Raw genomic sequence first — 20,721 nt, 5'->3', positions numbered from 1 at the left:
CCAAATCACCGGTGAACAATCATTTGGGGCATGTGGGGATGCTCCACTTGACCCAAGCCACGAGCGAATAGCCAATTGGGGCATGTAGAGACGCTCCACTTAACCCAAACCACGAGTGAATAGCCAATTGGGGCATGTAGAGACGCTCTACTTGACCCAAACCACGAGTGAATAGCCCATTGGGGCATCTAGTGACGCTCGATTACCAATATTTATTAAAATGCAAATAATTTTTCAAATAAAGTAGTTTCTTGAAGCCTTTTTTCATTAATCCCAAACCCGATACCTGGACCATCAGGGACTGTCACATATCCTTTTTCCACTGTTACTTCTGGAGTAATGATATCTTCCTCCCAAAACCGATTGGAAGCGGAAATATCCCCTGGAATCGTAAAGCCTGGCAGGGAAGCAAGAGCAATATTATGCGCCCGTGATATTCCGAATTCAATCATTCCCCCACACCAAACTTCAATACCCTTGTCTAGGCAATAATCATGAATTCGTTTTGCTTCATAAAGTCCTCCCACTCTACCTGCTTTAATATTTATGATTTTACAGCTCCCAAGCTCAATGGCATTTTTAGCATCCTCAAAGCTAACAATACTTTCGTCTAAACAAATTGGTGTTTTTATTTCTCGCTGAAGCAATGAGTGCTCGATTATATCGTCACTTGCAAGCGGCTGTTCAATCATTAAAAGATGAAAGTCATCAAGTGCTTTTAATCGATCAATGTCTTTTAGGGTATAAGCAGAATTGGCATCAGCCATAACCGGAAGTTCAGGATAATGACGGCGAATTTCTGCAAGTAAGGAGTAATCCTGCCTAGGATTAATTTTGATTTTAAATCTCTGATATCCTTCTTCAAGGTACTTTTCTATTTGGTTGAGAGAACTTGAAAGGGTATCAGCCGCAACCACTACACCTGAAGCAATTTCCCCTCTAGTTCCACCAATGACAGCTGAAAGAGATTTAGAATTCGTTTTTGCATACAAATCCCAAATGGCCATCTCTAAACCAGCCTTGGCCATATGGTTTCTTCTAACCGACTTAAATAATATGGCCAAATCTTCTGGATGTTTGATGGGGTTCTCCATAAGTAAAGGGATTAAAACATCACTTAAGATATGTAAACTGGTCTTCACGGTCTCTTCTGTGTACCAAGGAGTTGAAAATGCTACACCTTCGCCAAAACCTGATATTCCATTAGAATCGGAAACCTCAATAATAAGCCCTTCCCGTTCTACAACTACACCTAAGTGTGTGTAAAAAGGTGATTTTAACGGCATACTTATTACTCTTAGTTTAATTCGTGAAATCTTCATTCGTTAACCCTGCCCTCATTAACCCACTCGCCAAGCTTCCTGCGCAACAGTTTTTTAGCAGCGTTCCTCGGAAGACTGTCAGTAAAATGGACTGATTTCGGCAGTTTGTATTTAGCCAAGTTTTCTAAACAAAACTGTTTAAGTTGTGGCTCAGTAACAAGAGCCCCTTCCTTTCGGACAATAAAGGCAACAGGAACCTGTCCCCATGTTTCATCTTGAATACCAGTGACACCTGCATCCGCTACATCTGGATGGGCTAATAAAACAGATTCAATTTCAGCAGGATAAATATTTTCTCCCCCAGAAATAATGAGATCGGAACGCCGGTCGAGTACATATAAAAAGCCCTCTTCATCCAAATAGCCAATATCCCCTGTGCGGAGCCAACCTTCGTTTAATTTTTCGCTTGTGATATCTGGACGATATAAATAACCCATTGTTACATTGGGACCCTTAACAACAATCTCACCAGCCACATTTGGCGGCGCAATTTCTCCATCCTCCAAAAGAATCTTAAGCTGCGAAGGTAACAATGGCTTACCCGCGGATCCAAGTCTTGTGATGCTATATTCAGGTGCTAGGGTGACAATTTGTGAAGCTGTCTCGGTCATACCATAAGATTGAAAAACAGGTAAGTTTTTAGCCAAACATGCCTCCAACAGTGGTAATGGTGCCGGACCACCCCCTAGAAGAAAACAACGAAATTGAATTGGAAGCTGGGAATCCTTAAGTGTATCCACAATCCTCGATAGCATTGTCCCTACCACTGACATAATAGTTACCTCTTTAGTTTTTATATCTGTTATCGCTTTTTCCGCATCAAAGTTTTCATGGAGAATAATAGTCATGCCATAAATCACACTGCGCATTAAGATAGAAAAACCACTTATATGAAATAGAGGTACAGTGCAAAGCCAACGGTCACTTTCCATATAGCCCAAATTTAATGCTGACCCTACGGCACTCCACCAATGGTTTCCATAGGTTTGCAGCACTCCTTTCGGATTTCCAGTTGTACCCGATGTATACATAATGGTACAGACATCAGCTAAATTAATTTCTTCCTGTATGACTGGAACCTCTGGTGTAGTCGCAAATAACTGGTCTTTTGTAATAACCGGGATTTTGATTTCCTGTTTTATCTCAGTAAATTCTGCTTCCATAATTAATGCAGTGACTCTGGAGTCGTTTACTTGCCAAACCAATTCTTTAGAAGATAAGCGGTTATTTAGGATTACTGCCTTGACGCCTAGAAGCTGAAGGGAGAATAAAATAACGACACTATCAATATGATTTTTCAATAAGACCCCTACGTATTGATCTTTTTGTAAGCCAAACCTTTGAAGCTTTCCGGCGGTTTGATAGGACCCTTCATAAAGTTCCTTAAATGTTATTGCCATTTCATTAAAAAAAACCGCCGTTCTATCAGGTGTCAGAAATGCTCTCTTTTTCAAGAAGTTAGGCATGGTATCATATTGCATTCATTATCACCTGCTTTCTATTCCTTCCGATATAAAAACAGCCTGATGGAGTCCATCAAGCTGCAACTAATAACTTTTAAATCAAGGGAAACGAGGGAATTGACCAAAATCAGGCTTACGCTTTTCTTTAAAAGCGTCACGGCCTTCTTTAGCCTCTTCTGTTGTATAGTAAAGGAGTGTTGCATCACCAGCTAATTGCTGTAGACCTGCTAAGCCATCTGTGTCTGCATTCATTGCAGCCTTTAAGAAACGAAGTGCAGTTGGGCTTTTCTCCAAAATTTCATTACACCACTGAATGGTTTCCTCTTCCACTCTTTCAAGCGGAACAACCGTATTGACTAAGCCCATATCAAGAGCTTCCTGTGCATTATATTGACGGCATAAGAACCAAATTTCGCGAGCCTTTTTATGCCCAACAATTCTTGCAAGATATCCTGAGCCATAACCAGCATCAAAGCTTCCAACATTTGGACCAGTTTGACCAAAAACAGCATTATCAGCTGCTATCGTTAAATCACAAACAATGTGTAAAACGTGCCCGCCGCCAATGGCATATCCTTTAACCATCGCAATTACTGGCTTTGGAATGACACGAATTAAACGTTGAAGATCTAGAACATTTAAACGAGGAATTTGGTCATCACCAACATAACCTCCATGTCCGCGTACTTTTTGGTCACCACCAGAACAAAATGCCTTATCTCCTGCACCTGTTAACACGATAACCCCTACACTTGAATCATCTCGTGCATAAGCAAAGGCATCAATTAATTCCATAACAGTTCTTGGTGTAAAAGCATTATGTACATGGGGACGATTAATCGTGATTTTTGCAATTCCGTTATGTGTTTCATAAAGTATTTCTTCATATTTACGACCTGCTATCCATTCTACTGTCAAAACGATCTCCTCCTTAGTTTTGTATTAATAAAAAGTCACTTACTATTGTACCAAATTTTTCTTTTTGTTCCACATGAATTGCATGTCCACAATTATTTATTACAATCCATGTAGCTCTTTTTATACCTGATTGCATTTTTTCAGCAATCATACAGAATTTTTCATCCTTTTCCCCTGTAACTAGCAGCACTTCACAATTAAGCAGATTTAACTTTTCCCACCAAGATGGCTGAGATCCTGTCCCCATCCCTAATAAACTATTGGCTAGTCCCCTGGCATTATTGAATAACCTTTGTATCCTAATCGATTCTTTGATTGGAGCTGAAAGATTGTTCATTGTTGAAAAAAGCGGGATAGCTTCCCAATAGTCGACAAATGATTGAATTCCATGTTTATTTATAAAGTTTGCTAGTTCCCCGTCTTTCATACGGCGCTGCATTCTTTCTTCTTCTGTTTTCAGTCCTGGTGAAGCACTTTCTAAAATAAGCTTTCGAATTCTTTCTGGATATGTAATCGCAAGAGTCAGCGCTAACCTTCCCCCCATAGAATATCCAAGCATATCGACTTTTTCAATTCCCAGTTGATCTAAGATAAAAATTAAGTCTGCAGCAGCTGCTTCCATTTGATAACGATTAAGATCTTCAGGTAATTCTGTTTGACCATGGCCGATAATATCAGGGATGATTAATCTTGAATGCTTACCCCAAACCGAACAAAAAGATGTCCAGGTGGAAGAATCCCCAGTGAAACCATGTAATAAAAGTAATGGAAATCCTTCCCCACACACTTCGACATGATAACGAATACCGTTACTATTTACCTGCATTAATGAACACCTTTGACAAAATTTGATATTTCCTGGGAAACAATACGCCAAAATTCGCGATGTTCGGTCAGATTGCTATCACGGTTTGTTACGACCTCATATACATTTAATCCCTTGACTTCGGTAGATTGGTTCATAAGCTCACCTAGATGCTCCCAATCTTTTACTTTAGTAAATTTCCCATCGAACATCCGGACAGCATGCTCAAATTCCAAATTTAACGGTGTACCGAATAAAAGTTCAAAATACTTTGGATGCTGTGATTGTGGTAAAAAGGAAAAAATTCCGCCTCCATTATTGTTAACAACAATAATTCTAATATCAATATCATATAATTTTGCTGCAACCAAACCATTTAAATCATGGAAAAAAGTAAGATCACCTAAAACCAAATATAAAGGTTTAGAGTATAATGCAGCCCCTAATGCCGTTGATACTGTTCCATCTATACCATTTGCGCCTCTATTGGCCATTACTTTGATGGATTTATTATTATTTAGAAAGAAACTATCTAGGTCTCTAATTGGCATGGAGTTTCCAACAAACAATGTTGCACCCTCAGGAAGCATTTCTTCTAGTTGGTAGAATAACCGACCCTCACTTAACTTATAACTATCTTTTATTAGTGACATGTTTGCTTTTGTAAGATTATTAACATCCAGCCATTTTTCTAAAAATTCTACTGACTCCCTTGTTTCTGATAAACTTAACAACTTCTCACAAAAAATCGTTTCATTACAGAAGATCATTTCTGTTGATAAAGATGACGGATCTCGCCAGCCTCCAGCACCATCGATAACAAATTGTTCTGCTTGGTGGTTTTCCTTTAAGAAAATAGTCAATGCCTTAGATACTGGCATTGCCCCGAATCGGAGAATGACATCTGGTTGCAAATATGGTTTTGCGTCTTCATTCCGTAAGAATGTATCATATGACTCCACAATATTTTCTAGTTGATGTTTTCCACTTCTAAGCTGTGATAACGGATCTGCTAAAATTGGGAATTTTAATGCATCCGATAATTCTGTGACAGCCTGAGCAAATTGTTCGTCTTCAATGTTTCCGCAAACAATAATTCCCTTCTTATACTCATTTAGTTTAAATGAAATTTCCCTGATTTCATCCTCAGGGATTGTCAATTCACCATTTCTAACCTTGACATATCCATTAGGCCGTTCTTCTAATTGGAAGGTTATTTCATCTAGTTTTGGAATGAGTGGTTCCCGGAAAGGGAAATTCAAATGAACTGGGCCAGCAGGTGCCTGCATAGCTATAGCTGCCGCACGTGCACAAACAGTCCGGGCATAACGAATCATTTCTTTATTATTCTCTGGCAAAGCCATGTCTGCAAACCATTTTACATGCTGACCATATAAATGAATTTGGTCAATCGCTTGGGGAGCACCAACTTCTCTAAGCTCATGAGGGCGGTCAGCTGTGAAAACAAGTAACGGAACACGTGAATAACGGGCTTCAACGATTGCGGGGAAATAGTTCGCCGCAGCTGTTCCAGATGTACATAAAATGGCAACTGGCTTGTTGGTAGCTTTAGCTATCCCTAGCGCAAAAAAAGCAGCGGAGCGTTCATCCACATGGATATGAATGTTTATTTCTGGATGTTCAGCCAACACCATCGCCATTGGTGTTGACCTAGACCCTGGACTGACGACTACATCTTTTATGCCTGTTTGTACTAACTCTGCCACAAAGGCAGCCAAATACGCTGTTAATGAAACTTGATGATCCATATTATTTTCCTCCAAGGGCTCGAAGCATCGGACTAAATTTTAAGCTTGTTTCCATATATTCACTTTCTGAATCAGAATTAGAAACAACACCACATCCAGCAAATAAGGAAGCTTCCATTCCTTGAATGAGTCCAGACCGTATTGAAACTGCGAATTCGCCGTTTCCACGATAATCTACCCATCCAAGTGGTGCAGCGTAAAAACCACGATCAAGTTCCTCTATTTGTCTAATTTTTTCAACGGCTTCCTGTTTAGGCAGTCCACCAAGAGCTGGAGTGGGATGAAGTCTTTCTACTAGTAAAAGCAACGAGGCATCTTTCTGACATTTACCGATAACAGGTGTATAAAGGTGTTGTATATCCCTTATTTTCATTAATTGCGGCTTCTCCGGGAGGATTATTTCCTCACAAGATTCGGCTAATGCTTCTTTTATCATTTCAACCACAAATCCATGCTCAATAAGGTTTTTCTGATCATTTAGTAATGTTTGCCCTAATATCTCATCTTCGAACTCGGTTTTTCCCCGTTTAATCGATCCTGCAAGACAGGTTGAGAAAACATCGTTCCCCTGTTTCTTCACAAGCCTTTCAGGTGTTGCACCAATAAAACAATCTCCATTGGATTCAAAAACAAAAAGAAAGCTATCACGTTGTTGATTGTATAAATTTTCTAGAATAACCTCTGCTTTAACCTGATTATCAAAAATTAATCTTAATTCACGTGCAAGAACAACCTTTTTCAAAGATCCGTCTTTTAAATCCTTTACCAATTCATCTACACTCTGCTTCCATTGCAGCGGTGAAATTTCTTTTGTTGCAATGAGTTTTGCTGGTTTACAATCAAAATCTTGTTCGAGCGATGTTAGTAACTGAACTCGCTCCTTGATTACCTTTTCGAAAAGTGTAAAATCATCATTTGGTGTACAAACAATATTGGTAGTTAAAAACGTTTGATTCTCAACAATCGTTAACATATATTTTGGAATATGGAATAAAGAATCAGCGTACTTAGACCAAAGTGTCGTTTTTGTTTTAAGTGGATCAAAGGAGAATCCCCCGAACATTACGGGTCCTAAACCATTTTCTTTGTATGGGTTAAAGATAAGGCTATCCTGTAAAAATTTTTTCCATTCCTCTTCAACATGAAAAAAGCGGTCAGTAACCTGATCCGACTGAATTTGTTTTGATAACCCAAGACCAATAATCACAACTTCTTCTGATGGGTCTTTCCAATAGAAGCGTTCCCCTAGATAGCGCTCACTTCCACTATTAAAAAAGGATAAAGGGTCTATCGTGTCCATTTTATGAACTTCACTCATTAAAATGGGCCGGCCTAGTCTTCGAGCACTACTAACAGCCAGAAGACCTCTTTCCTTTAATTCCGTTTCCTGAATGGTAACCAAAAAAATCCCTCCAAAACAGTCAAATGACTGCAATCCATTCATTATAATGCCAATTTAAAGATACTACTTTCATTGTAAAGAAGTCAGTAATACTTGTCACTACCTATACTCTTCAATACTACATTATACCTTAAAACAAATCGATCAGGGCTTTATTTGAATTTCAATTGCTGTTACCTTCATTTTCCCTCCAATTACTTGTTAATAATCAGACAGGAATTAACTACTAATTTACCTAATAAAAAATATTGACCCTTGTTGTCAGATTTCATATACTAAGGGTTGGAATGTCTAAACTCCAAGTACAAATAAACTGTACGATATAGATAAAATAATCATTTTTAAAAGGGAGAGAAGAGAATGCAGCCAAATTTACAGCACACTTCAAAGCCCGCTGTCGAATCGAATCGTGGTTTTCAAGTTTGGTGGCAAATGACCCGTCCACATACCTTAACGGCCTCATTTGTTCCAGTTTTACTTGGTACAATACTTTCACTTGAACATGGGAATATACACATTGGTCTTTTCATTGCCATGTTAATCGCAAGTTTATTAATACAAGCAGCTACCAATATGTTTAATGAGTATTATGATTTTAAACGCGGGCTCGATAATGAACATTCAATTGGAATAGGCGGTACCATCGTCCGCGATGGAATTAAACCGAAAACCGTCATGAAGCTCGCCTTAAGCCTATATGGTCTGGCCTTACTACTTGGAGTTTATATTTGTATGAATAGCAGCTGGTGGTTAGCGTTAGTAGGACTTATCTGCATGGCAGTTGGTTATTTATATACTGGCGGTCCACTGCCTATCGCATACACACCTTTTGGAGAATTATTTTCTGGATTCTTCATGGGGATGCTTATTATATTAATTACATTTTTTATTCAAACAGGGACCGTTACCGCTACAAGCATTCAAATTTCAATTCCTATTTTAGTCTTGGTCGGTGCAATTAATTTCTCTAATAACATTCGTGATTTAGAAGGCGATAAGGAAAATGGTCGGAAAACATTAGCCATCCTGGCCGGTAAAAAGAAAGCAGTCACTCTTTTGGCTTTCATGTTCACTTTCTCATATCTATGGGTTTTAGGTCTAATTATTACGAATGGGGCTCCAATTTGGGCAGTTATTGTCCTCTTGAGTGCACCAAAAGCAATTCAAGCTATTAAGGTTTTTAAAGCAGGGATTTCACCAATTCAAATGGCACCTGCAATGAAAGCAACAGCACAAACAAATACCTTTTTTGGATTCTTACTTGCAATTGGAATTTTTATTGGACACATTGTTTCATAGTAGTAAAAGGCTTCTGCTAATCAGCAGAAGCCTTTTTTATGTTATAAAGATTGAATACCCCAAATTTGATCTGCATACTCTTTAATTGTTCGATCACTTGAGAAATATCCTGCATGTGCGATGTTAATTAGACATTTCTTTTGCCAAATTTGCTGATTTCTAAAGGTTTCACCAATTGTTTTCTGCGTATCAGCATAGGAAGCAAAATCCTTTAAAACAAAGTACTGGTCATTTTCCTCTAGCAAGGAATCGAAAATCGGTTCAAACTCATTATAAACCCCAGGAAAAAATCCATTAACCAGCTGATCGACTGCCTGGCGGATACGGCTGTCATGGTGATAATATTCAATCGATTGATAGCCTCCATGCTGATAATAGTGAAGTACTTCATCAGCAGAAAGTCCAAACGTAAAGATATTATCATCTCCGACCAATTCATTTATTTCAATATTAGCCCCATCCATTGTTCCGACCGTTAGCGCGCCGTTAATCATAAATTTCATGTTACCTGTACCCGAAGCCTCTTTACTGGCGGTAGATATTTGTTCACTTAAGTCGCTTGCTGGAAAAACTTTTTCCGCGAGTGAAACACGATAGTTTTCAAGGAAAACAACTTTCATTTTCTCCCCAATAAATGGATCATTATTCACCTTATCAGCTACGGTATTAATGAGTTTAATAATTTTCTTAGCATAATAATACCCAGGAGAAGCCTTTGCGCCAAAAATGAATACCCTTGGAACCATTGAAAAACTCGAATCCTCTTTTATTCGATTATAAAGATACATGATATGTAATACCTTTAGAAGCTGCCTTTTATAGGCATGCAGACGCTTTACTTGGACATCAAAAATAGCAGAGGAGTCAACAACAATCCCGTTCTTGCTCTGGATTACTTCAGCAAGCTGCTGTTTGTTATCTTTTTTAATTTTCAAAAGTTGTTCCATAAAGGATGAGTCATGTTGATATTCAAGTAATTGAACCAAATCGGTAGGTGATTGAGTCCATGAAGAACCTATAGAATCTGTAATTAACGCTGATAAATCAGGATTTGCCTTTAATAGCCAGCGCCGGTGGGCGATTCCATTTGTTTTATTATTGAATTTTTCAGGAAATAGCTGATAAAAATTATTCATTTCCCTTGTCTTTAAAATTTCTGTATGCAGCTTAGCTACACCATTCACACTAAAACTTCCTACTATTGCTAAAGGAGCCATTTTTACAAACCCGTCAGCAATGATTGCCAACCCAGCAATTTTATCCCAATCCCCTGGGTATTGGTCCCATAATTCTCCGCAAAACCGTTCATTTATTTCTTCTACAATCATGTAAATTCGTGGTAAAAGCGGTGCAAAAATACGAATTGGCCACTTTTCTAATGCCTCGGATAAGGTTGTATGATTTGTATAGGAGATGGTATGCCTTGTAATATACCATGCAGCGTCCCACTCTAAGCCTTCTTCATCAATTAGAATTCTCATTAATTCCGGAATTGCCAAAACAGGGTGGGTATCATTAATATGAATACAAACATTTTGATGGAATTCTTTTAAATTCCCATGCTTTTTCCGATAGGTTTTAATAATGGATTGTATACTTGCGGAAACTAAAAAGTATTGTTGCTTCAGTCTAAGGATTTTCCCTTCATCATGGGTATCATCCGGATAGAGGAATTCTGAAACAGATTCCGTTTCACGTTTGTATTTTAATATATCCTCATGGATAGGAAATGGAGAAGGTTCAGCATTCCACAATCTTAAAGAATTTACCGTTTCTGAATTATAACCAATAACCGGCATATCATGTGGTACAGCTGTCACTGTTTCAGCATTTAAATGCTGAAACACAAGGCGTCCGTTTTCTGTTCTTCCTTCAACTTTACCCCAGAAAGGAATTTTAACAGCTAAATCTGCTTTCCGAACTTCCCAGACATTGCCACTCCTAAGCCATTGCTCTGGGAGCTCTACTTGATAACCATCCACTATTTTTTGTTCAAATAGACCATGCTTGTAACGAATTCCATGACCGTGTCCTGGTAGATTTAACGAAGCAAGGGAATCCAGAAAACAAGCGGCTAATCTTCCTAAGCCGCCGTTTCCTAAGCCTGCATCACTTTCTAATTCTTCTAGGTTACCTAAATCTATACCTAGGTCCCTGAGACCAGCTTGTACAGTTTCTTCAATCCCTAAATTGATTAAGTTTTGTCGTAATAACTTTCCTAACAAATACTCTATCGAGAGATAATAGACTTGTTTCCCCTTTGCAGCTAAATATCGCTCATTCGTTTTAATCCAGTCTTGACTTACATATTCTCGTATCATAATTCCAAGTGTCTGGTAATGGTCTCGGTCAGAGCTTTCAGTGAAGCTCTTTCCGCAAACCATATTCAATCTTTTTAGAAAAGTGTTCTTGAATTCCGTTGGATTAGAAAACATGGGTTTCACTCCTCGAGATCAGCTCCGCATAAAGCTGATTATACTTAAATGCAGACTGGGCCCAGCTGTTATCCTTTTCCATTGCTTTTTGAACAATTGATTCCCAGTCGGAGTCATGATAAAAGTGTAATGCCCTTCTAATGGTATAAAGCATATCATGAGCATTGAAATTTTTGAAAGAGAAGCCGTTACCCTCATTGGTAGTCTCATTCCAAGATTGTACCGTGTCATTCAGCCCGCCTGTTTCACGTACAATTGGCACTGCACCGTACTTCATGGCAATTAATTGACCTAGTCCGCATGGTTCAAACAAGGATGGCATTAAAAATAAGTCAGCAGCTGCATATAGTTTATGTGCCAGCCCCTCACTAAAGCCAATATGGACTTTTAATTTATCTGGATAGGTGTTTCCTGCCTGACGCAAAAACTCTTCATATCCATAATCTCCAGTACCGAGAACTATCATTTGTATATCCTCATGTAGAATATCTTTTAAAACACACTTAACGAGGTCTAATCCCTTTTGTTTCGTCAATCGGGTAATCATGACCATTAATGGTGTATTCGGGCTTTGTGGCAGCCCAAAATATTTTTGGATTTCGCTTTTGTTTGGTGCTTTATTTGCAAGAGTCTTTGCAGTATAGGTTTTATAAACTAGCGGATCATCGGCAGGATTATAGAATTTTTCATCAATTCCATTTAAGATTCCTACAAGATCTTCTTCTCTTGTTTTTAAAAGACCATCCAATTTTTCTCCGTAAGAAGGTGTTTGAATCTCCTGTTTATAGGTTGGGCTTACTGTTGTAATTTCGTCCGCCGCAACAAGAGCACCCTTCATAAAATTAATGCATCCAAAAAACTCTAAATGCTCAGGGTGAAAAGCCCCCCAATCTAATCCAAGCAAATCCCCAAGTGTTTCTCTAGGAAAAATCCCCTGGAATTGCAGATTATGAATCGTAAAAACAGTTCGAATCAGCCCGTACCCTCTTCGTTTGTAATACTCCATTCTTAATAAAAATGGAATCATAGCTGTATGCCAGTCATGACAATGGAGTACATCTGGATAAAAATCTAAGTGCGCTAATGCTTCTAGCACAGCCCGATTAAAATAAGCGAATCTCTCGCCATCATCATAATATCCATAAAATCCTTCGCGTTTAAAATAATACTCATTATCAACAAAGTAATAAGTTATGCCTTGATAACTGAGTTCCTCAATTCCACAATATTGATTTCTCCAGCCGACAGGCACAGTAAATTCTTTTATTTTTTTCATATCTGCTTTAAAATCATCAGCAATTGTCCCATACTTTGGAAGAATCACCCTTACATCTGTCCCAAGACTTTTCAGTTCTTTAGGCAGGGAGCCTGCAACGTCTGCAAGCCCCCCTGATTTAGCAAATGGACCACATTCAGAAACTGCGAATAATACTTTCACGAATTCATCAACGCTCCTTGCTTTGTACCTTTCCGAACGACAAAAGGATCTTTGGCGGTACCTGCTAAAATTGCACCAGCCTCAATCTTTACATCTTTATCTAAAATAACAGAATCTAGGTAACAATTATCTTCAATAACGCATTTTTGCATGATGATGCAATTCTTAATAACTGCACCTTTTCCAATTTTGACGCCCCTGGAAATAATACTATTTTCAACCGTTCCATTAATTAAACAGCCATTGGCAATCATTGCATTTTGAACAACAGATCCCTTTAAATATCTTGTTGGCGGCTCATCTTTAACCTTTGTCAGAATAGGCTGTTCTTTAATAAATAATTGCTTCCAAACATCAGATTTCAACAGATTTAGACTAGTAGAGTAATAGTTTTGGATAGAATCTATCATTACCGCGTAACCATTATAATCATATCGGCATATGGAGTAATGATGTTCTGAATCTAACACGACATCCTTCATGCATGTATATCCAGTTTCATTTCTTGATTCAATTAATTTAATCAGTAAGGAGGTTTTCACTAAATACATCTCCATGGGAGACCCATTTTCATTGTAGATTTCGGTTATATCACACCCTGAGTGAATATGCCCTTCTAACAATGGTTTGAAATTCATATTGAAAACGGTGTAACAATTTGTAATAACCGAATACTCCTGTGTACTGCGGTAGAAGAAATCTAAATTGGCGGCAAAGTTTTCAAATGTGCCAATTTTATTGATATCTGAATCAACAACGGGAGTTGGAAAAAAGAAAAGACCATCACGCTTGCGATTTAAATCCCAATTCTTTCCGGAACCCAGGTGATCCATTAATGAACGATATGTCATTTTAGGAAAGATTGCTACACTTTTTATTCCCGAATTCACCATATTGGAAAGTACAAAATCAATGATACGATAACGTCCTGCAAAAGGCAGGGCTGCTAGTGAACGATGTGTCAAAAGATCCTCTAAATCTTCATGATAAGTTGTTGCATCAATAACTCCTAATAGCTTTCTCTTCAATACTAGTCCCTCCCAAAATAAAAGCGTAGGGCGCCTGCTCACCCGACGACATGCATAAGACAAGCACTGACAGAAGGCGTGGTTTTTGCCTTCCGAAGTGATTGCTGTAGACCATAGAGCCGGGTGGCGCCCGGAGCTAGATAGCACTATTTTTAAAAAGCAGGATATAACCCACTTAACATTTCTTGAGTAACAAGGATAATTTCATCATCAAATGAGCGAATCACTGTTCCGTCTGGAACGACCACTTCACTAGGTACAATTGCTTTTTCAATTTTAACGTTTTCCCCAATAACCGCATCAGGCATGATGACAGATTCTTTTATAATCGATCCTTTCCCAACAGTAACCCCTTGAAAAAGAACAGAATTATCAATTTCCCCTTCAATCGTACAGCCCTCATTAATTAATGAATCCTTAACAATTGCTTCTGGAGATATATACTGTGGAGGCTGATTTGGGTTTACAGAATAAATCCTCCAATCATGATCAAACAAGTCTAAATCACATTCATCATTTAATAGGTCCATATTTGCTTCCCAAAGACTCTTAACTGTACCTACATCCTTCCAATAGCCTTTAAAAGGATAGGCAAATAACTTCTTGTTTTCTTCTAACATTAACGGAATGATATCTTTACCAAAATCGTGGGAGGATTTAGTATTTCTTGCGTCCATTTCTAAATATTCTTTGAGTATTTTCCAGCTAAAAATATAAATTCCCATTGATGCTAAATTATTTTTTGGCTCTGCAGGCTTTTCCTCGAATTCTGTTATCCTTAAATCTTCGTTTGTATTCATAATCCCAAAACGACTTGCTTCTGCCCAAGGAACTTCTATTAAAGAAATCGTTGCATCTGCTCTTTTTTCGATGTGGTATTCGAGCATACTCTCATAATTCATTTTGTAAATATGGTCACCAGAAAGAATTAATACATATTCAGGCTGATATTCCTTTAAATAATTTAGGTTTTGATAAATCGCACTTGCAGTCCCGGTATACCATTTTACCTCAGAAGACTCAGCGTATGGGGGTAACACGGTTACCCCTCCATCCTTACGGTCAAGGTCCCATGCACTCCCAATTCCAATATAAGAGTTTAATAGCAATGGTTGATACTGAGTTAACACACCCACTGTATCAATACCTGAATTGGCACAATTGCTTAATGTAAAATCAATGATTCTGTACTTTCCACCAAAAGGGACAGCAGGCTTTGCCAAATCTTTCGTTAGCGAGTTAAGTCTGCTTCCTTTCCCTCCTGCCAATAGCATGGCTACGCACTTCTTCTTTACCATTACCTTTTCTCTCCTTTCGTTTTTTCACTGGTCGTATGATCTGAAAGCCAAAAGGCGGTATCGTCACATTAACGGAATATGGTTTTCCATGGAATGGCTCTTCTAAAGCCATAAATGTTTTTTTATTAATAAATCCAGCGCCGCCAAAATCCGTATGATCACTATTTAAAATCTCACGAAACTCGACTTGAACTGGTACACCAATTTTATATTCTGGATAATGAACACCTGTAAAATTGCAAATGACCAATAAAAAATCATTTTCAGTTTTACCTTTCCTGATAAAGGAAAAGATTGATTGGCTGGAGTTATTACAGTCAATCCATTCAAAGCCTTCATGCATATGGTCTAACTCATAAAGCGCTTTTGATCGTTTGTAGAGTTTTATTAATTGTTTAACATATTGATTTACATTTTGATGCATTTCATAGTCTAATAAATTCCAATCTAATTGTTCTTTATATTTCCATTCTGAAAACTGTCCCAGTTCAAATCCCATAAACAATAAATTCTTCCCAGGGTGTGCAAACATGTACCCTAGAAGAAGGCGTAACTGAGCGAATTTCTCCCAATAATCACCCGGCATTTTATCTAATAATGACTTTTTACCATGTACGACTTCATCATGTGAAAACGGGAGCATAAAGTTTTCACTGAAGGTATAAAGAAGTGAAAAAGTCACTTTAGAATGAACACCTGAGCGTGAATATGGCGGAGTTTCCATGTATTCCAAAGTGTCATTCATCCAGCCCATATTCCATTTATAGTCAAAGCCTAATCCACCGTAATGGACAGGGGCAGTTACATTAGGAAAATCTGTTGAATCCTCCCCAATCATGACAAAGGTTGGGTCATAATCATGAACTTCAATATTCAATTTTTTTAGAAAATCAATTCCAAATGGGTTTTCAAGATTTTCAGATGAATTTGGCCAATAAATGATGTTGGCAACAGCGTCCATCCTAAACCCATCAATGTGGAAATAATCTATCCAAAAAAATGCATTTGAGATGAGAAAGCTTTGTACTTCACCTTTTCCAAGATCAAAGTTTGCCGTACCCCAAACTTGGTTTTCCCTGTCACTCTCTGTTTCATAGGAATAAATATGGGAACCATCAAAACGGTACAAACCATGTGAATCTTTACAAAAGTGACCAGGCACCCAATCAAGGATTACGCCAATACCATTCTGGTGGCATTGATCTACAAAGAACATAAAGTCCTTTGGTGAGCCATAACGCGAGGTTGCTGAAAAGTATCCAGTTCCCTGGTATCCCCAAGAACCGTCAAAGGGGTGTTCAATAAGGGGTAATATTTCAATATGCGTAAAACCATGCTCAAGCACATAAGGAATAAGTTCTGCTGCCATTTCCCTATATGTTAAAAAATCGCCATTTTCATGCTTTTTCCAAGATCCAAAATGAACTTCATAGATTACCTGTGGCTCAGATAAGAAGTTCCTTTTTTCTTTTCGCTGCATCCAATAGTTATCCTGCCAATCGTAATCTTTCAAAGAATAAACGACTGATGCAGTATTTGGTCTTAGTTCAGAGTAAAAGGCATATGGATCAGATTTTAAGATTCTTTCGTTTTGAGATGTGATTATTTCATACTTATAGAGGCAATCATTCAGGTCCTGATTCATGACAATAATCCATACACCTTCATTGTTTACCCTATGTAAATCGTAACCTTCACCATTCCAGCTATTGAAATTGCCAACTAGTCGAACCTCTTTTGCATTAGGAGCCCACACACAAAATCGTGTATATACTTTCTCAGATTCCTTGAATAAGTGTGCGCCAAATAACTGATGACTTTGAAAAAGGTTTCCTTCATGAAATAAATGCAACTGATAGTCGGTTGGATATAAAGTATTCACTGCCATTAATAACCTCATCCTTGTAAAAATGTATTTCAAGGGTTAATTATAAGTGCTATTTACTAATAATTCTCAAAAACTTTTTTATCTTTTCTGACAATAAAGGATATATATAGCCATATACCGGGGTGTTTCGAGTGATTACGACACTAATCTACAATTATTCCGTCGAAAATAGACAAAAATATATAAAGTTTTTCTTGTTTAGTGGGTAAATAATATTATTGGATTTTCGAGTTACTTTAACGGATTACAGTATTAAAAAGTCTTTATCTGTAAGCGTTATCAAATATATTCTTTTAAATGGAAGATGGAAATAAGTTATATTAATATAATAATATTTGTCAGATAATGCTGTCTAGAGTACAGACAGGCATAGTGGCTTCTGTTGAGGATTTGAATGTTTGTTTTTTTTATATAACAACATATATTTAGAGAAGTTATACAAGAAATGGGGTCATTTGTGCATTAGTCAATCCAGAACCATTGGAGTGACCGAGCAGCCTCTTCTTTATCCATTTTGGTCACTCCAGAACCATTGGAATGACCCAGTAAGCACATTTTTACAGTTTCGGTCACTATAGACTTTTCATAGTTACCGAAATTCGGTTTCCTTCTGCCGTTCAGTCACTATAGACTTTTCATAGTTACCGAAATTCGGTTTCCTTCTGCCGTTCAGTCACTATAGACCTTTCATAGTTACCGAAATTCGGTTTCCTTCTGCCGTTCGGTCACTATAGACCTTTATAGTTACCGAAATTCGGTTTCCTCCTAAGTCTTCGGTCACTATAGGCCATTCATAGAACATTTTAATGAGCGTCTCTTAAATTTATATAAATGCATTAGATTCTAGTTTATGCTATTAAAAATAGATTACGTATTTTCCATTTTATTGATTAATGACTAAAAATAAACACAAAAAAACTGATGATATAATATCATCAGCCTTTTTGTATGACCCCTACGGGACTCGAACCCGTGTTACCTCCGTGAAAGGGAGGTGTCTTAACCACTTGACCAAGGGGCCTTAAATTTTATGGCGGAGAAGGAGGGATTTGAACCCTCGCGCCGGTTACCCGACCTACACCCTTAGCAGGGGCGCCTCTTCAGCCTCTTGAGTACTTCCCCATAAAATGGCTCCGCAGGTAGGACTCGAACCTACGACCGATCGGTTAACAGCCGATAGCTCTACCACTGAGCTACTGCGGAACAATGGAAACTTATTTTGCTTTCGTAAAAAACTATAATTATTTTGTTTCACCAAAAAATTCTGGTGGGCCTAAATGGACTCGAACCATCGACCTCACGCTTATCAGGCGTGCGCTCTAACCAGCTGAGCTATAGGCCCATAAATTGGAGCGGGTGATGAGAATCGAACTCACAACATCAGCTTGGAAGGCTGAGGTTTTACCACTAAACTACACCCGCAGCAAATTAAAATCATTATTTGGGGCGACTGATGGGAATCGAACCCACGAATGCCTGAACCACAATCAGGTGCGTTAACCACTTCGCCACAATCGCCATTATTCTAATATACATCAAAATAAAAATGGTGGCTCAGGACGGAATCGAACCGCCGACACAAGGATTTTCAGTCCTTTGCTCTACCGACTGAGCTACTGAGCCACACTCTAATAAATCTGGCCATTTTTTAAAAAATGGCGGTCTGGACGGGACTCGAACCCGCGACCTCCTGCGTGACAGGCAGGCATTCTAACCAACTGAACTACCAGACCAAAGTTTTTTCAAGTTTTTTTCTTGAAAATAACTAATTGCGGGGACAGGATTTGAACCTGCGACCTTCGGGTTATGAGCCCGACGAGCTACCAGACTGCTCCACCCCGCGACAATAGAAATTATTACCTTTACTAAAAGTATTTCATTTTGCTGAAGTAATAAAATGGAGGAGGAAGAGGGATTCGAACCCCCGCGCGGTTTGACCCGCCTGTCGGTTTTCAAGACCGATCCCTTCAGCCGAACTTGGGTATTCCTCCAAAAAAAACATAAAATTACTGGTGGACCTTGTAGGACTCGAACCTACGACCGGACGGTTATGAGCCGTCTGCTCTAACCAGCTGAGCTAAAGGTCCTCATATTAAGTTATTTTGCTTTGCAAAAAACTTTGGTAGCGGCGAAGGGAGTCGAACCCCCGACCTTTCGGGTATGAACCGAACGCTCTAGCCAGCTGAGCTACACCGCCAAATGTACAATTAAATTGAAAGCTATTTTGCTTCGTAAAAAACCTTGGTTATTTTCTCTATCGTGAAATAACCTTGGTGGAGCCTAGCGGGATCGAACCGCTGACCTCCTGCGTGCAAAGCAGGCGCTCTCCCAGCTGAGCTAAGGCCCCAAATTTATTAGACTAAAAGAATGGTCGGGAAGACAGGATTCGAACCTGCGACCCCTTGGTCCCAAACCAAGTGCTCTACCAAGCTGAGCTACTTCCCGTAAAAATGGTGCGCCCTGAGAGATTCGAACTCCCGACCTTTTGATTCGTAGTCAAACACTCTATCCAGCTGAGCTAAGGGCGCACGTTATTGAAAGTTATTTTCGCTATCGTGCAAATACTTCAGTTATTTTACTGAGCAAAAAACTTTGGTGCCGAGGACCGGAATCGAACCGGTACGGTAGTCACCTACCGCAGGATTTTAAGTCCTGTGCGTCTGCCAGTTCCGCCACCCCGGCACATATGGAGCGGAAGACGGGATTCGAACCCGCGACCCCCACCTTGGCAAGGTGGTGTTCTACCACTGAACTACTTCCGCATATAAATTAAGTTGTTCTGCTAATGCAAAACCTTAGTACTTTAATATAAGATAAACTTTGGTGCGGGTGAAGGGAGTCGAACCCCCACGCCTTGCGGCGCCAGATCCTAAGTCTGGTGCGTCTGCCAATTCCGCCACACCCGCAAATTTAAAGTTTGTTTACTACTGCAAAAAACTTTGGTGAGCCATGAAGGATTCGAACCTTCGACCCTCTGATTAAAAGTCAGATGCTCTACCAACTGAGCTAATGGCTCATACAATTAAATCTTAAATTAAAGATTTGCATTTCGCTTAAAATCCCTTCGGGATTTCAAGCATGCTTCCGCTCATATAAATCAACGAAGTAAGAAGCATGGTGCCGGCGAGAGGACTTGAACCCCCAACCTACTGATTACAAGTCAGTTGCTCTACCAATTGAGCTACCCCGGCACATATTTAAGATTATTTTCACTACGTGAAAAAATTATGGTGGAGGATGACGGGATCGAACCGCCGACCCTCTGCTTGTAAGGCAGATGCTCTCCCAGCTGAGCTAATCCTCCATATAATACAGCCTGGCAACGTCCTACTCTCACAGGGACAAAGTCCCAACTACCATCGGCGCTGAGAAGCTTAACTTCCGTGTTCGGTATGGGAACGGGTGTGACCTTCTCGCCATTATTGCCAGACCTTATTTTCTCAACGACATTTACTATTATACTGTCTTTTCGAGAAAATTCAAGAGGTTTTATGAAAAAAAATTCATTCCCTCAAAACTAGATAATGCAGAAGAAGTTTGTAAAACGAGTTCGCTTTAAAAAATTGGTTAAGTCCTCGAACGATTAGTATCAGTCAGCTCCACATGTTACCACGCTTCCACCTCTGACCTATCAACCTGATCATCTTTCAGGGTTC

Annotated in this window: 12 protein-coding genes, 21 tRNA genes and 2 rRNA genes; 1 reads left to right on the top strand and 34 read right to left on the bottom strand. The window is 39.0% G+C overall.

Features of this window, described 5'->3' with window-relative positions; translation table 11 throughout:
- Positions 1-215 precede the first annotated feature (215 nt).
- The 6 genes from menC to J2Y03_RS13580 form a co-directional block, all read right to left on the bottom strand.
- Complete coding sequence (gene menC, locus J2Y03_RS13605) at positions 216-1,322, bottom strand: o-succinylbenzoate synthase (RefSeq protein WP_310194977.1); 1,107 nt, start codon at positions 1,320-1,322, stop codon at positions 216-218.
- Positions 1,319-2,803 (bottom strand): o-succinylbenzoate--CoA ligase, encoded by a 1,485-nt coding sequence (locus J2Y03_RS13600; RefSeq protein ID WP_310194974.1) that lies wholly within the window; start codon positions 2,801-2,803, stop codon positions 1,319-1,321. The genes menC and J2Y03_RS13600 overlap by 4 nt, the downstream gene beginning before the upstream one ends.
- Positions 2,804-2,884: 81 nt before the next feature.
- Positions 2,885-3,703: a 1,4-dihydroxy-2-naphthoyl-CoA synthase gene (gene menB / locus J2Y03_RS13595; protein ID WP_310194972.1), complete on the bottom strand. Its 819-nt coding sequence runs from the start codon at positions 3,701-3,703 to the stop codon at positions 2,885-2,887.
- Between the two features lie 13 nt (positions 3,704-3,716).
- Positions 3,717-4,529 (bottom strand): 2-succinyl-6-hydroxy-2,4-cyclohexadiene-1-carboxylate synthase, encoded by an 813-nt coding sequence (gene menH, locus J2Y03_RS13590; RefSeq protein WP_310194971.1) that lies wholly within the window; start codon positions 4,527-4,529, stop codon positions 3,717-3,719.
- A complete protein-coding gene (gene menD / locus J2Y03_RS13585) occupies positions 4,529-6,277 on the bottom strand; it encodes a 2-succinyl-5-enolpyruvyl-6-hydroxy-3-cyclohexene-1-carboxylic-acid synthase (protein ID WP_310194969.1) in 1,749 nt (582 codons plus the stop codon). The genes menH and menD overlap by 1 nt, the downstream gene beginning before the upstream one ends.
- 1 nt (position 6,278) lies before the next feature.
- Positions 6,279-7,679, bottom strand: coding sequence for an isochorismate synthase (locus J2Y03_RS13580; RefSeq protein WP_310194966.1), 1,401 nt, complete (start codon positions 7,677-7,679; stop codon positions 6,279-6,281).
- A 360-nt stretch (positions 7,680-8,039) separates the two neighbouring features.
- Here J2Y03_RS13580 and J2Y03_RS13575 point away from each other — a divergent pair, with 360 nt between their 5' ends.
- Positions 8,040-8,978, top strand: a complete 939-nt coding sequence (locus tag J2Y03_RS13575) for a 1,4-dihydroxy-2-naphthoate polyprenyltransferase (protein ID WP_132093453.1) — start codon at positions 8,040-8,042, stop codon at positions 8,976-8,978.
- Positions 8,979-9,019: 41 nt separating this feature from the next.
- Here the strand turns inward: J2Y03_RS13575 and J2Y03_RS13570 are convergent, their stop codons facing one another.
- The 28 genes from J2Y03_RS13570 to J2Y03_RS13435 all read right to left on the bottom strand — a co-directional run.
- A complete protein-coding gene (locus J2Y03_RS13570; RefSeq protein ID WP_310194965.1) occupies positions 9,020-11,413 on the bottom strand; it encodes a glycogen/starch/alpha-glucan phosphorylase in 2,394 nt (797 codons plus the stop codon).
- The gene (gene glgA, locus J2Y03_RS13565) at positions 11,403-12,851 is read right to left on the bottom strand and encodes a glycogen synthase GlgA (protein ID WP_310194964.1); all 1,449 of its coding nucleotides are present in this window, start codon (positions 12,849-12,851) and stop codon (positions 11,403-11,405) included. The genes J2Y03_RS13570 and glgA overlap by 11 nt, the downstream gene beginning before the upstream one ends.
- Entirely contained in the window at positions 12,848-13,879 is a 1,032-nt protein-coding gene (locus tag J2Y03_RS13560) for a GlgC family sugar phosphate nucleotidyltransferase (protein ID WP_310194963.1), read from the bottom strand. Before J2Y03_RS13560 ends, glgA begins: the two co-directional genes overlap by 4 nt.
- 152 nt (positions 13,880-14,031) lie before the next feature.
- Entirely contained in the window at positions 14,032-15,177 is a 1,146-nt protein-coding gene (locus tag J2Y03_RS13555) for a glucose-1-phosphate adenylyltransferase (RefSeq protein WP_132093465.1), read from the bottom strand.
- The gene (glgB, locus tag J2Y03_RS13550) at positions 15,119-17,065 is read right to left on the bottom strand and encodes a 1,4-alpha-glucan branching protein GlgB (protein ID WP_310194961.1); all 1,947 of its coding nucleotides are present in this window, start codon (positions 17,063-17,065) and stop codon (positions 15,119-15,121) included. Before glgB ends, J2Y03_RS13555 begins: the two co-directional genes overlap by 59 nt.
- 949 nt (positions 17,066-18,014) lie before the next feature.
- Positions 18,015-18,086: transfer RNA gene (locus J2Y03_RS13545), tRNA-Glu, on the bottom strand.
- 10 nt (positions 18,087-18,096) lie between these two features.
- Positions 18,097-18,187 (bottom strand) — tRNA-Ser (locus J2Y03_RS13540).
- A gap of 6 nt (positions 18,188-18,193) precedes the next feature.
- Positions 18,194-18,268, bottom strand: a tRNA-Asn gene (locus tag J2Y03_RS13535).
- A gap of 62 nt (positions 18,269-18,330) precedes the next feature.
- Positions 18,331-18,407 (bottom strand) — tRNA-Ile (locus J2Y03_RS13530).
- Between the two features lie 6 nt (positions 18,408-18,413).
- Positions 18,414-18,487: transfer RNA gene (locus J2Y03_RS13525), tRNA-Gly, on the bottom strand.
- Positions 18,488-18,507: 20 nt separating this feature from the next.
- A tRNA-His gene (locus tag J2Y03_RS13520) sits at positions 18,508-18,583 on the bottom strand.
- Positions 18,584-18,612: 29 nt separating this feature from the next.
- Positions 18,613-18,688 (bottom strand) — tRNA-Phe (locus J2Y03_RS13515).
- Positions 18,689-18,721: 33 nt separating this feature from the next.
- Positions 18,722-18,798 (bottom strand) — tRNA-Asp (locus J2Y03_RS13510).
- A 36-nt stretch (positions 18,799-18,834) separates the two neighbouring features.
- Positions 18,835-18,908, bottom strand: a tRNA-Met gene (locus J2Y03_RS13505).
- A 55-nt stretch (positions 18,909-18,963) separates the two neighbouring features.
- Positions 18,964-19,056: transfer RNA gene (locus tag J2Y03_RS13500), tRNA-Ser, on the bottom strand.
- Between the two features lie 19 nt (positions 19,057-19,075).
- Positions 19,076-19,152, bottom strand: a tRNA-Ile gene (locus J2Y03_RS13495).
- A 33-nt stretch (positions 19,153-19,185) separates the two neighbouring features.
- Positions 19,186-19,262 (bottom strand) — tRNA-Met (locus J2Y03_RS13490).
- A 74-nt stretch (positions 19,263-19,336) separates the two neighbouring features.
- Positions 19,337-19,412, bottom strand: a tRNA-Ala gene (locus J2Y03_RS13485).
- Positions 19,413-19,433: 21 nt separating this feature from the next.
- Positions 19,434-19,510, bottom strand: a tRNA-Pro gene (locus tag J2Y03_RS13480).
- Between the two features lie 6 nt (positions 19,511-19,516).
- Positions 19,517-19,593, bottom strand: a tRNA-Arg gene (locus J2Y03_RS13475).
- A 65-nt stretch (positions 19,594-19,658) separates the two neighbouring features.
- Positions 19,659-19,747 (bottom strand) — tRNA-Leu (locus J2Y03_RS13470).
- Between the two features lie 5 nt (positions 19,748-19,752).
- Positions 19,753-19,827, bottom strand: a tRNA-Gly gene (locus J2Y03_RS13465).
- A 59-nt stretch (positions 19,828-19,886) separates the two neighbouring features.
- Positions 19,887-19,971: transfer RNA gene (locus J2Y03_RS13460), tRNA-Leu, on the bottom strand.
- 34 nt (positions 19,972-20,005) lie between these two features.
- A tRNA-Lys gene (locus J2Y03_RS13455) sits at positions 20,006-20,081 on the bottom strand.
- Between the two features lie 99 nt (positions 20,082-20,180).
- Positions 20,181-20,256 (bottom strand) — tRNA-Thr (locus J2Y03_RS13450).
- Positions 20,257-20,293: 37 nt separating this feature from the next.
- Positions 20,294-20,369 (bottom strand) — tRNA-Val (locus J2Y03_RS13445).
- A gap of 10 nt (positions 20,370-20,379) precedes the next feature.
- Positions 20,380-20,495, bottom strand: a 5S ribosomal RNA gene (gene rrf, locus J2Y03_RS13440).
- Between the two features lie 133 nt (positions 20,496-20,628).
- Positions 20,629-20,721 (bottom strand): 23S ribosomal RNA (locus J2Y03_RS13435); the annotation flags it as partial.

Source organism: Neobacillus niacini (genome assembly GCF_031457145.1).
Classification (GTDB): domain Bacteria; phylum Bacillota; class Bacilli; order Bacillales; family Cytobacillaceae; genus Neobacillus; species Neobacillus niacini_J.
This window is presented reverse-complemented; position numbering and strand designations above follow the sequence as displayed.

Bases quoted from the DNA above. Each gene is read 5' to 3' on its own strand.
- J2Y03_RS13570 (WP_310194965.1), bottom strand. From the start codon at position 11,413: ATGTTTTCTAATCCAACGGAATTCAAGAACACTTTTCTAAAAAGATTG.
- menC (WP_310194977.1), bottom strand. From the start codon at position 1,322: ATGAAGATTTCACGAATTAAACTAAGAGTAATAAGTATGCCGTTAAAA.
- glgB (WP_310194961.1), bottom strand. From the start codon at position 17,065: ATGGCAGTGAATACTTTATATCCAACCGACTATCAGTTGCATTTATTT.
- J2Y03_RS13600 (WP_310194974.1), bottom strand. From the start codon at position 2,803: ATGCAATATGATACCATGCCTAACTTCTTGAAAAAGAGAGCATTTCTG.
- menH (WP_310194971.1), bottom strand. From the start codon at position 4,529: ATGCAGGTAAATAGTAACGGTATTCGTTATCATGTCGAAGTGTGTGGG.
- J2Y03_RS13575 (WP_132093453.1), top strand. From the start codon at position 8,040: ATGCAGCCAAATTTACAGCACACTTCAAAGCCCGCTGTCGAATCGAAT.
- menD (WP_310194969.1), bottom strand. From the start codon at position 6,277: ATGGATCATCAAGTTTCATTAACAGCGTATTTGGCTGCCTTTGTGGCA.
- J2Y03_RS13555 (WP_132093465.1), bottom strand. From the start codon at position 15,177: ATGGTAAAGAAGAAGTGCGTAGCCATGCTATTGGCAGGAGGGAAAGGA.